Raw genomic sequence first — 18,289 nt, forward strand, 5'->3', positions numbered from 1 at the left:
GTGCTATTGTGATAAAAAAACGTAATAGATATGACTATTAAGGCAAAATAGGATGATAAAAAAATGTCGTAATGTAAATTTTAGTGATTTGAATGAAAAAGTCAATTGTTTTTTTAGAATAATAATTGGAAAAGAAAAAATATTTTGCGTTTTGTATCCTATTGTGTTTAATAATGGAAAGGATTTTTTGCACCTATTACTTATAACTTTCTTTAACGTGTTTTTATATTGTGTTACAGGAGTGTTACTGGTGCCAGGCACCAGTAACACTCCTGTAGTATTCTTGAGAGATTTTATGAAAATATATTGTTTCGTTGAATTGGGAGGGGTATATTAAAAAGGCAATTATTACATATGAAGAGGTAAATTATGAGAAGTAAATTTAATGTTGTTACGTCTACTATTCTGCTTAGTATTTTCATTGCGAGGTTTGGCACTTTTTTAGTGTTACCGTATCTTACACTATTTTTATTAGATGAATTTCATTATTCAAGCTTTCAGATTGGAGCCATTATTTCAACCTTAGCGTTATCTAATTTGTTTATGAGTTTCTTTATTGGGCCATATATTGATAAGTTTCGAAAAGATAAAGTCATCATTACGGGGCTGATCGGATATTTAGGGTGTTATTTCTATTTCCCGTTTATTGATCATTACGCTGGGTTCATTTTGTTTGCTGCGGTATTAGGGATAAGTCAAGCAATTGTAGAGCCTACGTATCGTGTGCTGTTAAGTCTGTACACGGAGCCTGAAAATAGACGGTTGATCTTTAATATTCGGTATTTTTTAATTAATATTTCTGCAGCGATCGCTCCGCTAACGTCTGTCTATTTTCAGCAATTTGGCATGAAGAAGTTGTTTTTCGCTGTTGGTTTTATATTCTTAATTAATATAGTGACATTTTCCGTTATCTTTAAAAAGTATCCGATGAAACAAGTGGCGGCAGATTCTAAGAAAATATCTATATTTCAATCGTTCTATGTGTTTAAAAAGGATCAAGCATTTAGCATATTTATATTAGCTTTAATTTTTATCAGTTTCGGTTATAGCCAATTCGATTCGACCTTTAGTCAGTATTTAGGTATTACGTTTGATTATGAGCTAGCGATTAAGTATTTTTCGTGGCTCATCACAACCAATGCCATTACTGTTATCGTGATTCAATACTTTGTTTATAAGTTAGGGGAAATAATTAGTACAACGACTTCGTTGATGATTGGAAGCTCTTTGTTATCGGTTGGTTTGTTTTTCTTTGGACAGAGTGAGCACATTTTCATGTTAATCATTGCGATGGTCATTTTTACAGCTGGAGAAGTTTTAGTGTTCACAATGGTGGACATTCATATTGATGACATGTGCGAAGACCATGAAAAAGGAACCTATTTTGCATTATCAGGAGTGAAATCGATTGGTAGAATAGCTGGCCCAAGTTTAGGTGGTTTCCTATTAGATAGCTTGAATGGTGGGGGAATGGTATTTACTATCATTGGACTTATTACTGTGCTGGCCGTACCATCCTTTTATTTAAGTAACAAAGTGAGGAGAGATTTAAATGCGCCTATACAACACCATTAAAAACAAAGCATACTGGTTGGTAGATCAAATTAATATAGAGGGCAAGTCAGAAGAAGATTATAAAGTGGAATTTACCAAGTTATTAAAAGAATATGAGGAACAAAAAATTGAATATTTATCATTACTAATGGAAGAACACTTTGAAAACTGGTTACTTTCTAAAGGGTTTAGAAAAATTTCGGTCATCCATGAATATACAAAATCGTTAGAAGAAGAACAGCTAATTGAAAGTGAGTTAAAATTCCACGCTCTATCGGAAGGGTTAATGACAGACAAAGAGTTTGCCGATGCATATGAATTATGTCGTTCAGGTTCAGCAAATAAAAACATCCCACAATTAATTGAGAAAATAATGGCCGCCTTATCTCAAGAACTAGGAGAAAACTGGAGAAGTCATTGCTATTACTTTTTAAAAGACAATGAATTGGTTGGAATTAGTATTCCCCATATGGAGATGGGAACAACAGATGAAGGGAAAATGTTCTACTTCGGCATTGTGCCTAACAAGAGAGGTTTCGGTTTGGGAGCAGAGATTCACAAAATCACGTTATATCTAATGAAACAAATGAACGCCAAAACTTACGTAGGCAGTACAGATGAAAGCAATAAGCATATGATCAATATCTTCAAGAAAAATGGCTGTGTTATTAGAAATAAAAAAGGAATTTATAGAATTGATAAAGATTAGATAACTTGTTCCAAAAAGCAAACATACTCTTTGTCCCTCATACGTATAATGAGTGAAAAAGGAGCGATGGAACTGAAAAAGTGGCTGGTTATTGGAGTATTGTTTTTAATTTCTTTGGTTGCAGTGTTTTATAGTACAAAAGCAAGCGATTTAAGTTTTTTCATGCCGGAACCATTAAGTGGGGTTAAAGTAGTAATAGACCCTGGGCATGGAGGTTTGGACGGAGGCGCCAGTCATGGTGAAACAGTAGAGAGAGATATTACGCTTGCTATGTCTCTAAAACTGGAAAAGACTTTAAAGGAAAATGGTGCTACCGTTGTTTTGACACGTCGTAAAGAAGGGGATGCAATTGCCGAGCATGCTCCCGATGAAGATTTCCCGACAATCCGTTCAAGAAAGCGTGCAGATTTACTTCTGCGAGAAGAGATTATTAATAATGCGGAAGCGGATATAGTGATCAGCTTACATGTAAATGCGGTCCCAGAGGAAAGATGGAGAGGGGCGCAAGTATTCTATCATGCGGAGGGACATGAAGGTGGAGAGTTACTAGCGAAATCCATTCAAGGGGCAATCCGTGAAGATATTGGAAATACAGAAAGAGAAGCACTTGCCATCAAACAAGTTTATATTTTGAAGAAATCAAAAGCACCTACGGTATTACTAGAAACTGGATTTTTGAGCAATAATGAAGAAAGAGAATTGCTAAAATCCGATAAGTATCAAAACCAAATGGTAGACGCGATTACAAAGGGTGTACGTCGTTTCGTAGAAGATAATATTTACTGAGTCAATGTGAGGGATTGTAGACACTCGTATATGGTATACTATATTGCGAATAGTTAACTTAAAGGGGAGTGTCTACAAATGATTAATGAGCAACAAGTAAGAGCATTATTAGGAGAATTAAATGATCCATTTTTACATAGAACATTAGAAGAAACAAACGGAATTACAGAGGTATCTATAAAAGAAGAAAAAAATCATGTCAGTGTAAAGTTAGCAATTGCAAAAATTAATTCTGCAGAGCAAATGCAATTGCAAGGAAAAGTAGTGGAAGTATTAAAGGACGCAGGAGCAGCAACTGTTGGTATTCGTTTTGAAGAACTTCCAAAAGAAGTATTAGAGCAATTTCGCGGTCAAGCAAAAGAAAGCGATAATGAAAGCATCCTTTCCCCTGGCAGCAAAGTGAAAATTATTTCAATTGCTTCTGGTAAAGGTGGAGTTGGTAAATCAACTGTATCCGTAAACTTAGCAGTTGCACTTGCACGTCTAGGGAAAAAAGTCGGCTTAGTAGACGCAGATATATACGGGTTTAGTGTTCCAGATATGATGGGTGTCAAAGATATGCCACAAATTAAAGAAGACCGTATTATCCCTGTAGATCGTAAAGGTGTAAAAGTAATTTCGATGGGATTCTTCGTAGAAGACAATACTCCTGTAGTTTGGCGTGGGCCAATGCTTGGAAAAGTGTTAGATCAATTCTTTAAAGATGTGGAGTGGGGCGAGTTAGATTATTTATTATTAGACTTACCTCCAGGTACAGGTGACGTTGCCTTAGACATTCACCAAATGTTACCTACCTCTAAAGAAATAGTAGTAACAACACCGCATCCTACTGCAGCATTCGTAGCAGCACGTGCTGGGGCAATGGCTCTTCAAACAGATCATGAAATATTAGGCGTAATTGAAAACATGTCTTGGTTTGAATCTAAATCTACTGGAGAGCGTGAATTTGTATTCGGTAAAGGTGGGGGACCAAAACTTGCGGATGAACTTCGTACAGAATTACTTGGTCAAATACCACTAGGACAACCAGATTGGAACGATATTGATTTTGCTCCCTCTGTATATGGAGAAACACATGATACAGGTAAAATATATTTAGATATTGCTCGAAAAGTTATTGAAAAAGCATAAGAAAAAGGCCGTTTCCTTAAGAGGAGCGGCCTTATTTTTCTGCTTCTTTTCCTTGTTCTGATCCCTTCTCTTCGGAGCCACCGCCACCACCTTCGCTTTTTTGTCCTCCTCCTCCAGCCTCTTCTACAAGTTTTTGCCACTTAGTTTGCAATAAAGGACTTTGGATTGTTTCTTCCACGACTTTTTGCATTTCTTTACGCATCTCAGGAGATTGTAATACTTTTCCTAGCTCCTTATTCATTTCAGCAGAACCAAAAAAGCTTTCGAGGCTTTTCAAGTATTCCGGATCTTTCATGAGGGTCTTCATTAATTCTTCCTGTTGCTTCATCATACTTTTTGCCATTGTTTCTGAAAATTTAGGGTCTTGATAAACTTCTTTCCAAAATTCTTCTGCATCCTTGGATAACATGGTTTGTTCAACCGACTTCTTTACTTGCTCACTATCAATAACTAACATTCCTTGAAATTCAGGGTCATCTAAAAGTTTTCGAACAGATTTTTTTCCTTCTTCTGTTTGTAATGCATCAATCACCATTTTTTTCATCTCATCATAAGAAGGCGTGGAAGAGGTAGGATTACCATTACATCCAGCCAGTAAGCCAATAGTTAATAAAATGAAGGCAAAATACTTCAAATCAATCACCATCCTTTCAATTATTGTTCACATTTTTTATTTAAATATGTACTGAAGTAAGTAACAAATAGATTTTTTTGTTAATGGTTGTTACAATCTATATGGGAAGTAGAAGGATATGGAGGATTTTTTGCCGTGACAATTCGAAATTGGTTTAAATTTTTTCTAAATGCTATGTGGATAGGTGGACTAATCACAGGTGTGTTAGGTTTATTTATACGTTGGGACGATGCTTTTGCTAAATATTTTGAAGCGGGTCAATGGAGTGAGTTCTTCGCAGCATTCGCTTTTATGGTTATTATGGGATTTACGATAAGCGTAATCACTCAAATGGGCTTTTTTGCTTATTTAACAATTCATCAAATGGGTGTAAATATTTTTAGAACATTAACATTATGGAACTGGGTACAACTATTAATAATACTTATCGTTATTTTTGATTTGGTTTTCTTCCGTTTTAAACCGAATGCAGAAACAACCGGGCAAATTTGGTTATATGTTATTTTATTACTCATACTAATTGTAACTGCAGTAGTAGTAGCGATAACTAAAGCCAAAATAACTAAAAAACATACGCTTATATCTGCATTATTCTTTATGATTGTTGTTTCTACATTAGAGTGGTTGCCTGTATTAATGGTACGAGCAGACAACGTAGATAGCTGGGTGACATTATTATTATTCCCAATTCTCGCAGTTAATGCCTACCAATTATTAGCTTTGCCAAAATACAATGCAAAATCAGATGAAGATAGAAAAAAACTAGAAGAACGTAGAAAAGCAAGAAAAGAAGCCGTTTCTAAATAAAAAATGCTCTGACATCTAATGGTCAGAGCATTTTTTTACTCGTATGGTGTTAATCAGGAATAGTTTTGCTTTTTGTTGTTAAACCAAAAATATTTTGTTCAACAGAAAGTAGAGAGTCAGATTTAAGTAGTTGATTTAATTGCTTTATATCTATTCGTTCCTCCTGATGGAGCGGAACACTTAGTATATCTCCTTTCTCGAGCTTAGGAAATGGATCTCCTTCCATCCAGTACTTACTCGAACTTAGTAAATTAACTTCATTTTCCCACGCTGTTTTTTGTAATTCCATAGGAAACTCATAATCTTTTGTCCGAAACCAAAGCGGAAGTTCACCAACAGATTGTTCAAATTCATCAATTTCCTTTTTAAATAAATTAGGATCTTCTATATATTTAAGCCCATCTTGCCCTAATAGACTAATAGGAATACTTTTCTCTTTCATTATTTTAATAAGAGAAGGTGAACGTTTGATCCAATCAATACTTATGAAAAAATGTGGATAAGGCGCTTGCAAACTTTTTATGAAAGTTTCTATATCCTCTTTTCCAAAAGTTAAATCGATTGTAATCGTTTTGCCATGTGATCCTTTAGAGACAACAGTAGGTTCTTCAGTTAACTGAAAAACAGGAAGCATTGATGAATACTTATTTGGGATAATAAAAAAGAGACTTAAAAATACCAGCACAGTTCCGATTAGTAAAAGCTTTGTTTTCATTGTAATATCGCACCTTTCCATTCTTTCTAATAAATTTTATGATTTAGTGTTGACATTCATGTTAAAACGATGTTAAGATACAAAGGTCGCCAAAACAAAACGACAACATGAACATTGAAAACTGAACATGCAAAACGTTAAGACATATAGCTTGATAGACTAGCTTCGGTTAGTCGGATAGCAAACAATTTTGACATCATTTAATGATGATGCCAGCAAAACAAAATGAGCTTTTTAAGTTCTCTATTATGGAGAGTTTGATCCTGGCTCAGGACGAACGCTGGCGGCGTGCCTAATACATGCAAGTCGAGCGGATGATGAAGAAGCTTGCTTCTTCTGATTTAGCGGCGGACGGGTGAGTAACACGTGGGCAACCTGCCCTGTAGATTGGGATAACTCCGGGAAACCGGGGCTAATACCGAATAATCCATTCCCTCACATGGAGGAATGTTAAAAGACGGTTTCGGCTGTCACTACAGGATGGGCCCGCGGCGCATTAGCTAGTTGGTGAGGTAACGGCTCACCAAGGCGACGATGCGTAGCCGACCTGAGAGGGTGATCGGCCACACTGGGACTGAGACACGGCCCAGACTCCTACGGGAGGCAGCAGTAGGGAATCTTCCACAATGGACGAAAGTCTGATGGAGCAACGCCGCGTGAGTGAAGAAGGTTTTCGGATCGTAAAACTCTGTTGTGAGGGAAGAACAAGTACGAGAGTAACTGCTCGTACCTTGACGGTACCTCATTAGAAAGCCACGGCTAACTACGTGCCAGCAGCCGCGGTAATACGTAGGTGGCAAGCGTTGTCCGGAATTATTGGGCGTAAAGCGCGCGCAGGCGGTCCTTTAAGTCTGATGTGAAAGCCCACGGCTCAACCGTGGAGGGTCATTGGAAACTGGGGGACTTGAGTGCAGAAGAGGAAAGTGGAATTCCAAGTGTAGCGGTGAAATGCGTAGAGATTTGGAGGAACACCAGTGGCGAAGGCGACTTTCTGGTCTGTAACTGACGCTGAGGCGCGAAAGCGTGGGGAGCAAACAGGATTAGATACCCTGGTAGTCCACGCCGTAAACGATGAGTGCTAAGTGTTAGGGGGTTTCCGCCCCTTAGTGCTGCAGCTAACGCATTAAGCACTCCGCCTGGGGAGTACGGTCGCAAGACTGAAACTCAAAGGAATTGACGGGGGCCCGCACAAGCGGTGGAGCATGTGGTTTAATTCGAAGCAACGCGAAGAACCTTACCAGGTCTTGACATCCCGCTGACCGTCCTAGAGATAGGATTTTCCCTTCGGGGACAGCGGTGACAGGTGGTGCATGGTTGTCGTCAGCTCGTGTCGTGAGATGTTGGGTTAAGTCCCGCAACGAGCGCAACCCTTGATCTTAGTTGCCAGCATTCAGTTGGGCACTCTAAGGTGACTGCCGGTGATAAACCGGAGGAAGGTGGGGATGACGTCAAATCATCATGCCCCTTATGACCTGGGCTACACACGTGCTACAATGGACGGTACAGAGGGTCGCAACCCCGCGAGGGTGAGCTAATCCCATAAAACCGTTCTCAGTTCGGATTGTAGGCTGCAACTCGCCTACATGAAGCCGGAATCGCTAGTAATCGTGGATCAGCATGCCACGGTGAATACGTTCCCGGGCCTTGTACACACCGCCCGTCACACCACGAGAGTTTGTAACACCCGAAGTCGGTGGGGTAACCCTTTTGGGAGCCAGCCGCCGAAGGTGGGACAGATGATTGGGGTGAAGTCGTAACAAGGTAGCCGTATCGGAAGGTGCGGCTGGATCACCTCCTTTCTAAGGATAAACACGGAATACAGATCTTTATCTGTAGCTTAACGTTTTGCAGTTCAGTTTTGAATGTTCATTCATTTGAGCATTTCAAACTTGTTCTTTGAAAACTGGATAAAACGACATTGAAAGCAACAAATTCAAGAAATTCAATTTGTAATCACATTCGTGATTATTTTTTGTGTAGTACTTTTAACTACTATATTTGAGGGTTTCAAGACACAAGCAGTTCGAGGAAGCGAGTGAGTGAACACCGGAACGTACTAACGTACGTGAGGATGTGAACGAGCGAAGCTGACGAAGAAATGCGCCGTGTATTGAAAGCCGAATTAGGTTAAGTTAATAAGGGCGCACGGTGAATGCCTTGGCACTAGGAGCCGAAGAAGGACGGCACTAACACCGATATGCTCCGGGGAGCTGTAAGTGAGCTTTGATCCGGAGATTTCCGAATGGGGAAACCCACTGTTCGTAATGGAGCAGTACATTTGCGTGAATACATAGCGCATCTGTGGCACACCCAGGGAACTGAAACATCTAAGTACCTGGAGGAAGAGAAAGAAAAATCGATTCCCTGAGTAGCGGCGAGCGAAACGGGAAGAGCCCAAACCAAGAGGCTTGCCTCTTGGGGTTGTAGGACACTCAGCATAGAGTTACAAAGGAACGAGTTAGACGAAGCGATCTGGAAAGGTCCGCAGGATAGGGTAAAAGCCCCGTAGTCAAAAATTCGTTCTCTCTTGAGTGGATCCTGAGTACGGCGGAACACGTGAAATTCCGTCGGAATCCGGGAGGACCATCTCCCAAGGCTAAATACTCCCTAGTGACCGATAGTGAACCAGTACCGTGAGGGAAAGGTGAAAAGCACCCCGGAAGGGGAGTGAAATAGACCCTGAAACCGTGTGCCTACAAATAGTCAGAGCCCGTTAATGGGTGATGGCGTGCCTTTTGTAGAATGAACCGGCGAGTTACGATTACATGCAAGGTTAAGTCGAGGAGACGGAGCCGCAGCGAAAGCGAGTCTGAATAGGGCGAATGAGTATGTGGTCGTAGACCCGAAACCAGGTGATCTACCCATGTCCAGGATGAAGGTAAGGTAACACTTACTGGAGGTCCGAACCCACGCACGTTGAAAAGTGCGGGGATGAGGTGTGGGTAGCGGAGAAATTCCAATCGAACCTGGAGATAGCTGGTTCTCTCCGAAATAGCTTTAGGGCTAGCCTCAAACGCGAGAATCTTGGAGGTAGAGCACTGTTTGGACTAGGGGCCCATCCCGGGTTACCGAATTCAGACAAACTCCGAATGCCAATGATTTATGTTTGGGAGTCAGACTGCGAGTGATAAGATCCGTAGTCAAGAGGGAAACAGCCCAGACCACCAGCTAAGGTCCCCAAGTATTTGTTAAGTGGAAAAGGATGTGGCGTTGCTTAGACAACCAGGATGTTGGCTTAGAAGCAGCCATCATTTAAAGAGTGCGTAATAGCTCACTGGTCGAGTGACGCTGCGCCGAAAATGTATCGGGGCTAAACAAATCACCGAAGCTGTGGATTGATACCTATGGTATCAGTGGTAGGAGAGCGTTCTAAGGGCGTTGAAGTCAGACCGGAAGGACTGGTGGAGCGCTTAGAAGTGAGAATGCCGGTATGAGTAGCGAAAGATGGGTGAGAATCCCATCCACCGTATGACTAAGGTTTCCTGAGGAAGGCTCGTCCGCTCAGGGTTAGTCGGGACCTAAGTCGAGGCCGATAGGCGTAGACGATGGACAACAGGTTGATATTCCTGTACCACCACCCCGCCGTTTGAGTGATGGGGGGACGCAGTAGGATAGGGTAAGCGTGCTGTTGGTTATGCACGTCCAAGCAGTGAGGTGTGAGTGTAGGCAAATCCGCACTCTGTAACATTGAGCTGTGATGGCGAGGACGAATGTCCGGAGTTCCTGATTTCACACTGCCAAGAAAAGCCTCTAACGAGGCGGGAGGTGCCCGTACCGCAAACCGACACAGGTAGTCGAGGAGAGAATCCTAAGGTGAGCGAGAGAACTCTCGTTAAGGAACTCGGCAAAATGACCCCGTAACTTCGGGAGAAGGGGTGCTCTTTTGGGTGCATAGCCCAGAAGAGCCGCAGTGAATAGGCCCAGGCGACTGTTTAGCAAAAACACAGGTCTCTGCAAAACCGTAAGGTGAAGTATAGGGGCTGACGCCTGCCCGGTGCTGGAAGGTTAAGAGGAGTGCTTAGCGCAAGCGAAGGTGCGAATTGAAGCCCCAGTAAACGGCGGCCGTAACTATAACGGTCCTAAGGTAGCGAAATTCCTTGTCGGGTAAGTTCCGACCCGCACGAAAGGCGTAACGATCTGGGCACTGTCTCAACGAGAGACTCGGTGAAATTATAGTACCTGTGAAGATGCAGGTTACCCGCGACAGGACGGAAAGACCCCGTGGAGCTTTACTGTAGCTTGATATTGAATTTTGGTGCAACTTGTACAGGATAGGTAGGAGCCTTAGAGCCCGGAGCGCCAGCTTCGGAGGAGGCGTCGGTGGGATACTACCCTGGTTGTATTGAAATTCTAACCCATACCCGTAACCCGGGTAGGAGACAGTGTCAGGCGGGCAGTTTGACTGGGGCGGTCGCCTCCTAAAGTGTAACGGAGGCGCCCAAAGGTTCCCTCAGAATGGTTGGAAATCATTCGAAGAGTGTAAAGGCAGAAGGGAGCTTGACTGCGAGACCTACAAGTCGAGCAGGGTCGAAAGACGGGCTTAGTGATCCGGTGGTTCCGCATGGAAGGGCCATCGCTCAACGGATAAAAGCTACCCCGGGGATAACAGGCTTATCTCCCCCAAGAGTCCACATCGACGGGGAGGTTTGGCACCTCGATGTCGGCTCATCGCATCCTGGGGCTGTAGTCGGTCCCAAGGGTTGGGCTGTTCGCCCATTAAAGCGGTACGCGAGCTGGGTTCAGAACGTCGTGAGACAGTTCGGTCCCTATCCGTCGTGGGCGTAGGAAATTTGAGAGGAGCTGTCCTTAGTACGAGAGGACCGGGATGGACACACCGCTGGTGTACCAGTTGTTCTGCCAAGAGCATCGCTGGGTAGCTATGTGTGGACGGGATAAGTGCTGAAAGCATCTAAGCACGAAGCCCCCCTCAAGATGAGATTTCCCATTACGCAAGTAAGTAAGATCCCTCAAAGACGATGAGGTAGATAGGTTCGGGGTGGAAGCGTGGCGACACGTGCAGCTGACGAATACTAATCGATCGAGGACTTAACCAAATATGAATTTGCGAGCACCAATGTCTTTTATCCAGTTTTGAGTGAACAACTCAAAGTCTAGTGATGATGGCGAAGAGGTCACACCCGTTCCCATACCGAACACGGAAGTTAAGCTCTTCAGCGCCGATGGTAGTTGGGGGTCTCCCCCTGTGAGAGTAGGACGTCGCTGGGCACCAAGAAGTCGTCACCGAGTAATCGGTGATGGCTTTTTTTTTATGGTAAGAGAGTGCCGAAGGCAAAGAATTGTAGTTATATTTGCGAGAAAGTAGAGGAACAAAGAGTTCGAGGAAGCAAGGAAGAGAGACTCGCAGCGTATGATATACGCGAGAATCGAACGACCGCGGCTGACGAAGAAATCTGCCGTTCATCTGCTTTCGCAGCCCGAACACGGATGTTAAGCTCGCGCGCCGATGGTAGTTGGGGGTCTCCCCCTGTGAGAGTAGGACGTCGCTGGGCAATTGAAAAGTCGTCACCGAGTAATCGGTGATGGCTTTTTTTGTGTTTCCATTTAGGACAGAAGGAAAATGTGTCATCTTAGAGAAAGTGAACCCTTTATTGTGAGAAATGGTCGCTTTCATTATCAAATTGATTGCTTTTAGATTATCCTTAGTCGCTTATACGACTCATTTGGTTGCTCTCCAAGACAAATTAGTCTCCCTTATCCATATTTAACAAGATTGGTCTCGGATTCACCTGAAATGGTCTCGTATCGAAAGAAATGGTCTCGAATCTAACTTAAATAGTTGCGAATTAAGCAAATTTAGTCTCGTTCTGCCATTAATTGTAATCCCTTAACCACTTTAAAATCCATTCAAGAGATCCATCAAAATTATTTCTTAGGAAATAATTAATTGCATGAAAAAAGCTGAGAAATTGTTATGTATTTATTAAAGATATACTTGAAATTTAACAAAGGATTGCTATAATTATATTTGTACTTTAAATATCATCCGTTCCGAAGTAGCTCAGTGGTAGAGCAATCGGCTGTTAACCGATCGGTCGTAGGTTCGAGTCCTACCTTCGGAGCCATTTTTTTGTCTATGCTTCCATAGCTCAGTAGGTAGAGTGCTTCCATGGTAAGGAAGAGGTCAGCGGTTCGAATCCGCTTGGAAGCTTACATATGGAGTAGAAATTTTACAAACTACTTAGAACTACTTGTCTTAGTAGAATAAATATGTTACTATTATTCTTGTCCAGTTTTGACTGACCCTTATTCATAAAATCAGGAGAAGCAAGCAGGTCATGTATACAAATGAACGATAGAAGTTGACGCAGAGATGCGCTGCTTATCGTGAATTTTATAACCCAGGAGGATTAGCTCAGCTGGGAGAGCATCTGCCTTACAAGCAGAGGGTCGGCGGTTCGAGCCCGTCATCCTCCACCATTTTATTTTTTATATAGCTTTGGAGGGGTAGCGAAGTGGCTAAACGCGGCGGACTGTAAATCCGCTCCTTAGGGTTCGGCGGTTCGAATCCGTCCCCCTCCACCAGTTTATTGGGGTATAGCCAAGCGGTAAGGCAACGGATTTTGATTCCGTCATGCCCTGGTTCGAATCCAGGTACCCCAGCCAACACTGTTTTAACTTCGGGGCCTTAGCTCAGCTGGGAGAGCGCCTGCCTTGCACGCAGGAGGTCAGCGGTTCGATCCCGCTAGGCTCCATCTAAAAAAAGGGTATTCCATTTATATGGAATACCCTTTTTTCTATGTTCATTATTCTTTCCAAACTCGGTGAACTGTATATTCATTATTCGTGAATTGCATCAAAAATACATCTGGATTGCTTAAACTCTTCCATTGCTCAAAGCCAAAACTATTCTGGTAGTGCCTCAATAGTAGGGACAGAATATTACCATGTGTCACGATAACTGTATTTTCTATATTACTATCTAAGATTTCCTCCACGACTTCCACTATTCGTGCCTGTGCTTCACTGCTAGTTTCGCCGCCTTCTAACTTTAAGTCCATATCATCAAAAGTACTCCTTAACTTATCAAGCCAGTCCGGCAGGTTGCTCGTGCTTAATACACGTTCTGATAAACGTGTATCTATTTTAATTTCTAGATTTGTATCCTTTGCATATGGATCAATCGTTAGTCGAGCTCTTAAATAAGGGCTTGAAATTATTTGGTCTGCACGAATGTTATTCAAGGAGCTAGCAAGTTCTAACGCTTGCTTGTAACCTTTTTCAGTTAGGGGTGCGTCTGCTTCCTGCCCTTCCGCTTGGCAATGTCTAATTAAAAATAGTTTCTTTTTCATTTAATCACCTCGTAAAATTAATTATCCAAAATAGTAGTTAGATATTTTTTCTATAAACTCCTGCTCGAGATCCCCTCTATTTTTAAGTAATAAAAATGTTTTTACTTTGGGAAGTGGAAATAACTCGAAAGGTACATTCATCACACGTCCCTCGGTTAATTCTCGTTTGATAATGGATTGTGGAAGAAATGAAATACCTAAGCCTTCTTGAATAAAGCGTTTTACTATATGTGCCTGCGTAACTTTCATAGTTCGTATGTTAGTCACTCGCTTGCGCAGCTGTAAAAGAAGTGTGTCCCACACAACTGGATGGTGATGAGTGAACAAATAATTGCTGGATAAGTATTCTTCTGGATTCACGATAGGTCCCGATTCCTCATCATACCCATCGGAAGGAACAACAAATATAAGAGGATCTTCATAGAGCTCAATAGATTGTATTTCTTTCCGTGTAGCCTCTAGTGCTGAGATGCCAATATGAACATCTCCTTTCCATACTAAATCTTCAATGACATTAGATTCTTCAACTCTTATAGATACTTCCAAGTCCGGATGTTTGTCCATAAATGAACGTAATATGTAGGGCAAGATGGTTTCTGCCATTAAGGGAGAAATGGCGATAATCCACTTGTGGGTATATCCTTCAGTAAAAGCATGTAATCGATGCACGCTTTCTTCTAAGTTCTTTGTAAGTAGAACAGCTTCTTCATAAAACAATTTACCAGCATCAGATAAACCTACGCGTCTGTTTGTTCGGTCAAATAAAGAAATCCCTAAATATTCTTCTAATAATTTTATATGAACCGTGACGCCAGGCTGAGAAATTAGTAATTTTTCGGACGCTTTTCTAAAATTACATGTTTCGGCAGCGATAATAAAAGTCTTCAACCATTGATATTCCATTTTTCTTCTCCTTTTAATTAAAAAATATAATCAACTTCATTTAAATTATTTAATTTTATTAATTATAAAACTTTCTTATACTAAAGAAAAGGAAGGGGTATGAATATGTTTCAAAAAGGATTAAAAGGTGTAGTTGCAGTGCATACAAAAGTTGGTCTGGTCGATGGTGACAATGGAGTATTGAGATATCGTGGGATGGACGTAAAAGATCTAGTACTAGATTATTCATTTGAAGAAGTTGCTTACTTCTTATTGTATAACGATTTACCTTCGGAGAATGAACTGCAGGAATTCCATAAAAAACTAATAAAAGGTAGAAAGTTACCGGAATATGTCTGTACAATCATCGATACTCTTCCGGCAACAGTTTCTATTATGGATGCCATGAGAACAGCTATATCTGCATTTGGTACAACTGAATTTTTACAAAAAGACAAGATGGAGCAATCGATTCACTTAATAGGTGCGCTTCCAGTAATAATTGCAAGGCATTATAGAAAGCAACAGGGATTTCCGTTAATCGAGCAAAATAGTGATTTTTCGCATACAGAAAATTATTTATGGATGCTCCAAGGTACTCCTCCAACTTCAGTGCAGGTTAAAGCACTGGAAACGTATTTAAAGCTAACAATGGAGCATGGATTAAACGCCTCAACTTTTGCAGCGAGAGTGACTATCTCGACTGAATCTGATGTACCTGCAGCGATAACTTCTGCCATTGGTACAATGAAAGGTCCATTACATGGGGGAGCACCCGCCGAAGTATTAAATTTGCTCGATGAAATAAAAGAGGAAGCAAGGATACGACCTGTTATCGAAGAAAAGCTAAAAAATGGTGAAAAAGTTATGGGTTTTGGACATCGTATTTATAAAACCGAGGATCCTCGATCAATTTTGCTAAGAGAAGCATGTGTCCGTTTGCAAGGCTCTGATCCTTGGCTAGATTTGGCGACAAAGGCTGAAAAAGAGATTACTTCACTATTAGAAAAATACAAGCCAGGAAGAAATCTATATACGAATGTAGAATTTTATGCAGCGGCTATTATGCGTTCAATCGACATGCCTGCTGTTTTATTTACTCCAACATTTAGCATAGCACGCATGGTAGGGTGGAGTGCTCATATACTAGAACAGATAGAGGATGCATCTCTCTTTCGTCCACAGTCTCTATACGTAGGAGATATATTAACAAAATAATTCTTTTCAACACCTCACTTTTTCTATTATGATAAAAGAAAAAGTGAGGTGTTTGGATTTGGCAGAAGTAATTGTATTTGGAGATGTGACATTACGTCCATTAGAACAAACAGATATTCAACATTTATGGGAGTTGTATAACCCTAAAATCTTTGAATTTATGTTGAATAAAGTAGAAAGCTATGAACAGCTAGAGCAATGGCTACAAGTAGGAATCCAACAAATGAACATTGCCAAAACCGCTCTCGCATTTGTCGTAGAACATACCGACACAAAAGAAATAATTGGTACGACACGTATATATGGAATCGACACAGCAAATCATGCGTGTGAAATCGGTTCAACTTTCTATGGTCAAACGTTTCAACGAACACATGTTAATACGACATGTAAATACCTGTTATTAAAACATTGTTTTGAAAATCTCGGAATGATTCGAGTTCAATTTAAAACCGATGAATTAAATGTGAAGTCACAACGTGCGATTGAACGAATAGGTGGAGTAAAAGAAGGTGTTTTACGGAATGAGCGCTTACGTTCAAATGGAACCGTAAGAAATGCAGTTGTCTACTCAATAATCGATAGTGAGTGGGCAGATGTGAAAAATCATCTCGTTCAGCTTATGAATAAATATTCATGATTTTGCTTGGTTGAGCCAACAGCCCTTTAGGATTTACAATAGGTATATAAATAATTGGGGGTATAAAATCATGAATAAATTAAATATAACTATTGTTGGTGTACCGATGGATCTTGGTCAAAATAGAAGAGGTGTCGATATGGGACCAAGCGCTATTCGTTACGCAGGAGCAATTGAACGTTTAAAAGCACTTGGCCATACGGTAAAAGACAAAGGCGACATAGTAATAGGAAGAAAAGAAATGTCAAAGAATACAAAGCTACGTAATTTGGAAGAGGTAGTTGAGGGGAATACAAAGCTTGCAAACGAAGTAAGGGAAATTATAGCAGAAGGTGATTATCCTTTGATTTTTGGTGGAGATCACAGTATTGCTATTGGAACGCTAGCAGGATTAGCAGATAAATATAAAAACCTTGGAGTAATTTGGTACGATGCACATGCGGACTTAAATACGGAAGAGACTTCACCTTCAGGTAATATACACGGGATGCCATTAGCTGTGAGCCTGGGATTAGGACATACTGACTTAGTAAAAATACGCTCATACACTCCTAAGATAAAACCTGAAAATGTAGTAATTATTGGAGCGCGCTCCGTAGATCCTGGTGAACGCGAATTAATCAAAGAAAAAGGCATTAAGGTGTTCTCTATGCATGAAATAGACAAACTTGGAATGACGAAAATAATGGAGCAAACAATCGAGTATTTCCAAGAGCGAGAAGTGGATGGAGTTCATCTATCACTTGACTTAGACGGAATAGACCCAATCTACACACCGGGTGTTGGTACTCCAGTTCCTGGGGGAATTACTTATCGTGAAAGTCATTTAGCTATGGAGATGCTTTATTCATCAAACCTAATTACTTCGGCTGAGTTTGTGGAAGTAAATCCTATACTTGATGAAAAAAATAAGACCGCAGATGTTGCGGTTGCCCTCATGGGATCATTGTTTGGGGAAAGTCTTATATAACGTGTAAAAAAGACATTTAGGTGTCTGCTCAGGCTGTAGAGAAACTCAAAAAAAAGAGTTATCTACAGCCTTTTTATAGATGTATAGAAAAAATAACATTTTTCTGAAGCTTACCGCAGGAGAGTGGCAGAGCCGCTTCGTCTATGGTCCTGTAAGGTGTCGGTTGTTTCGCTTTTTCTGCAGGAGTGGATCGGACGTTCAATCTTTTGAGGTGTTAGCTTTTTCTTTTAGAAAATATCCCACAATTGGAAGATTTTTTGATAAAATTAAAATAAAGAAAAAATAAATGAAACCTGTTACTACCTTTAATCGTATAGGTAAGACAGCCGCATGGAGCGGAGGGGAATCACGATGGATGCGTTGGTGAACAAGCGAATAAAACAAGTGTTAAAAGGCGACAAAGACGCATTCGCGGAGATTGTTGACCTGTATCAGCATAAGCTCTTTCAAGTTTGTTTTCGTATGTTAGGGAATCGTCATGAAGCAGAAGATATAGCACAAGAGGCTTTTGTAAGAGCATATATTAACATTCACACGTTTGATCAAAAAAGGAAATTTTCCACTTGGCTGTATAGAATTGCTACGAATTTATGTATAGATCGTATTCGTAAAAAAAAGCCAGATTATCATTTAGATGCAGAAGTTGCAGGTACAGAGGGACTTAATATGTATTCTCAAATAGCGGCATCAGAAGAACTTCCCGAAGAAGAACTGATGAAGCTCGAGTTACAGGATCGAATACAATATGAAATAAGTCGATTACCAGACAAATATCGATCAGCGATAGTCCTGAAATATATGGAAGAATTATCTTTACAAGAAATAAGTGAGATATTAGAATTACCACTTGGGACAGTAAAAACAAGAATTCATAGAGGTCGAGAAGCACTTAGAAAACAGCTAAGTAAACAGCCTAATTTTTTATAGGAGGGA

At 40.8% G+C, this 18,289-nt stretch carries 13 protein-coding genes, 6 tRNA genes and 3 rRNA genes; 18 read left to right on the forward strand and 4 right to left on the reverse strand.

Going from position 1 to position 18,289, the window contains the following annotated elements:
- Positions 1-369: 369 nt before the first annotated feature.
- The 4 genes from AM499_RS17160 (at position 370) to AM499_RS17175 (ending at position 4,180) form a co-directional block, all read left to right on the forward strand.
- On the forward strand, positions 370-1,575 hold the full coding sequence (locus AM499_RS17160; RefSeq protein ID WP_053591349.1) for an MFS transporter: 1,206 nt from the start codon (positions 370-372) through the stop codon (positions 1,573-1,575).
- Positions 1,553-2,263 carry a GNAT family N-acetyltransferase gene (locus AM499_RS17165; protein ID WP_053591350.1) on the forward strand — a complete coding sequence of 237 codons (711 nt, stop codon included), beginning with the start codon at positions 1,553-1,555 and terminating at the stop codon, positions 2,261-2,263. The genes AM499_RS17160 and AM499_RS17165 overlap by 23 nt, the downstream gene beginning before the upstream one ends.
- Before the next feature lie 72 nt (positions 2,264-2,335).
- The gene (locus AM499_RS17170; protein ID WP_053592262.1) at positions 2,336-3,049 is read left to right on the forward strand and encodes an N-acetylmuramoyl-L-alanine amidase; all 714 of its coding nucleotides are present in this window, start codon (positions 2,336-2,338) and stop codon (positions 3,047-3,049) included.
- A 78-nt stretch (positions 3,050-3,127) separates the two neighbouring features.
- Entirely contained in the window at positions 3,128-4,180 is a 1,053-nt protein-coding gene (locus AM499_RS17175) for an Mrp/NBP35 family ATP-binding protein (protein WP_053591351.1), read from the forward strand.
- A gap of 31 nt (positions 4,181-4,211) precedes the next feature.
- Here AM499_RS17175 and gerD read toward each other — a convergent pair whose 3' ends face one another.
- Entirely contained in the window at positions 4,212-4,814 is a 603-nt protein-coding gene (gene gerD / locus AM499_RS17180) for a spore germination lipoprotein GerD (protein WP_053591352.1), read from the reverse strand.
- 135 nt (positions 4,815-4,949) lie between these two features.
- Between gerD and AM499_RS17185 the strand changes: the two genes are divergently transcribed.
- On the forward strand, positions 4,950-5,621 hold the full coding sequence (locus tag AM499_RS17185; RefSeq protein WP_053591353.1) for a KinB-signaling pathway activation protein: 672 nt from the start codon (positions 4,950-4,952) through the stop codon (positions 5,619-5,621).
- Positions 5,622-5,670: 49 nt separating this feature from the next.
- On the opposite strand, the gene AM499_RS17190 is transcribed toward AM499_RS17185, so the two are convergent.
- The gene (locus tag AM499_RS17190) at positions 5,671-6,336 is read right to left on the reverse strand and encodes a hypothetical protein (protein ID WP_053591354.1); all 666 of its coding nucleotides are present in this window, start codon (positions 6,334-6,336) and stop codon (positions 5,671-5,673) included.
- Between the two features lie 245 nt (positions 6,337-6,581).
- Here AM499_RS17190 and AM499_RS17195 point away from each other — a divergent pair.
- From AM499_RS17195 to AM499_RS17235, 9 genes are all read left to right on the forward strand, one after another.
- Positions 6,582-8,135, forward strand: a 16S ribosomal RNA gene (locus AM499_RS17195).
- A 326-nt stretch (positions 8,136-8,461) separates the two neighbouring features.
- Positions 8,462-11,390: ribosomal RNA gene (locus tag AM499_RS17200) — 23S ribosomal RNA — on the forward strand.
- A 56-nt stretch (positions 11,391-11,446) separates the two neighbouring features.
- Positions 11,447-11,562 (forward strand): 5S ribosomal RNA (gene rrf / locus AM499_RS17205).
- The 16S, 23S and 5S rRNA genes sit together here, the layout of an rRNA operon.
- Before the next feature lie 782 nt (positions 11,563-12,344).
- Positions 12,345-12,419: transfer RNA gene (locus AM499_RS17210), tRNA-Asn, on the forward strand.
- A 13-nt stretch (positions 12,420-12,432) separates the two neighbouring features.
- A tRNA-Thr gene (locus AM499_RS17215) sits at positions 12,433-12,505 on the forward strand.
- Positions 12,506-12,698: 193 nt separating this feature from the next.
- Positions 12,699-12,774: transfer RNA gene (locus AM499_RS17220), tRNA-Val, on the forward strand.
- Between the two features lie 21 nt (positions 12,775-12,795).
- Positions 12,796-12,879: transfer RNA gene (locus tag AM499_RS17225), tRNA-Tyr, on the forward strand.
- Between the two features lie 6 nt (positions 12,880-12,885).
- Positions 12,886-12,960 (forward strand) — tRNA-Gln (locus tag AM499_RS17230).
- 16 nt (positions 12,961-12,976) lie between these two features.
- Positions 12,977-13,049 (forward strand) — tRNA-Ala (locus AM499_RS17235).
- Positions 13,050-13,100: 51 nt separating this feature from the next.
- On the opposite strand, the gene AM499_RS17240 is transcribed toward AM499_RS17235, so the two are convergent.
- Both AM499_RS17240 and AM499_RS17245 read right to left on the reverse strand, forming a co-directional pair.
- Positions 13,101-13,646 carry a histidine phosphatase family protein gene (locus tag AM499_RS17240; RefSeq protein WP_053591355.1) on the reverse strand — a complete coding sequence of 182 codons (546 nt, stop codon included), beginning with the start codon at positions 13,644-13,646 and terminating at the stop codon, positions 13,101-13,103.
- 21 nt (positions 13,647-13,667) lie between these two features.
- Positions 13,668-14,549 carry a LysR family transcriptional regulator gene (locus AM499_RS17245; protein WP_053591356.1) on the reverse strand — a complete coding sequence of 294 codons (882 nt, stop codon included), beginning with the start codon at positions 14,547-14,549 and terminating at the stop codon, positions 13,668-13,670.
- A 105-nt stretch (positions 14,550-14,654) separates the two neighbouring features.
- Here AM499_RS17245 and AM499_RS17250 point away from each other — a divergent pair, with 105 nt between their 5' ends.
- From AM499_RS17250 to sigW, 4 genes are all read left to right on the forward strand, one after another.
- Positions 14,655-15,746: a citrate synthase/methylcitrate synthase gene (locus AM499_RS17250; protein ID WP_053591357.1), complete on the forward strand. Its 1,092-nt coding sequence runs from the start codon at positions 14,655-14,657 to the stop codon at positions 15,744-15,746.
- A gap of 58 nt (positions 15,747-15,804) precedes the next feature.
- Complete coding sequence (locus AM499_RS17255) at positions 15,805-16,386, forward strand: GNAT family N-acetyltransferase (RefSeq protein WP_231687483.1); 582 nt, start codon at positions 15,805-15,807, stop codon at positions 16,384-16,386.
- 70 nt (positions 16,387-16,456) lie between these two features.
- Entirely contained in the window at positions 16,457-17,356 is a 900-nt protein-coding gene (gene rocF, locus AM499_RS17260; protein ID WP_053591359.1) for an arginase, read from the forward strand.
- Positions 17,357-17,707: 351 nt separating this feature from the next.
- A complete protein-coding gene (gene sigW, locus AM499_RS17265) occupies positions 17,708-18,283 on the forward strand; it encodes an RNA polymerase sigma factor SigW (RefSeq protein WP_053591360.1) in 576 nt (191 codons plus the stop codon).
- Positions 18,284-18,289: the final 6 nt, after the last annotated feature.

Source organism: Bacillus sp. FJAT-22090 (assembly GCF_001278755.1).
In the GTDB taxonomy this organism is placed as follows: domain Bacteria; phylum Bacillota; class Bacilli; order Bacillales_A; family Planococcaceae; genus Psychrobacillus.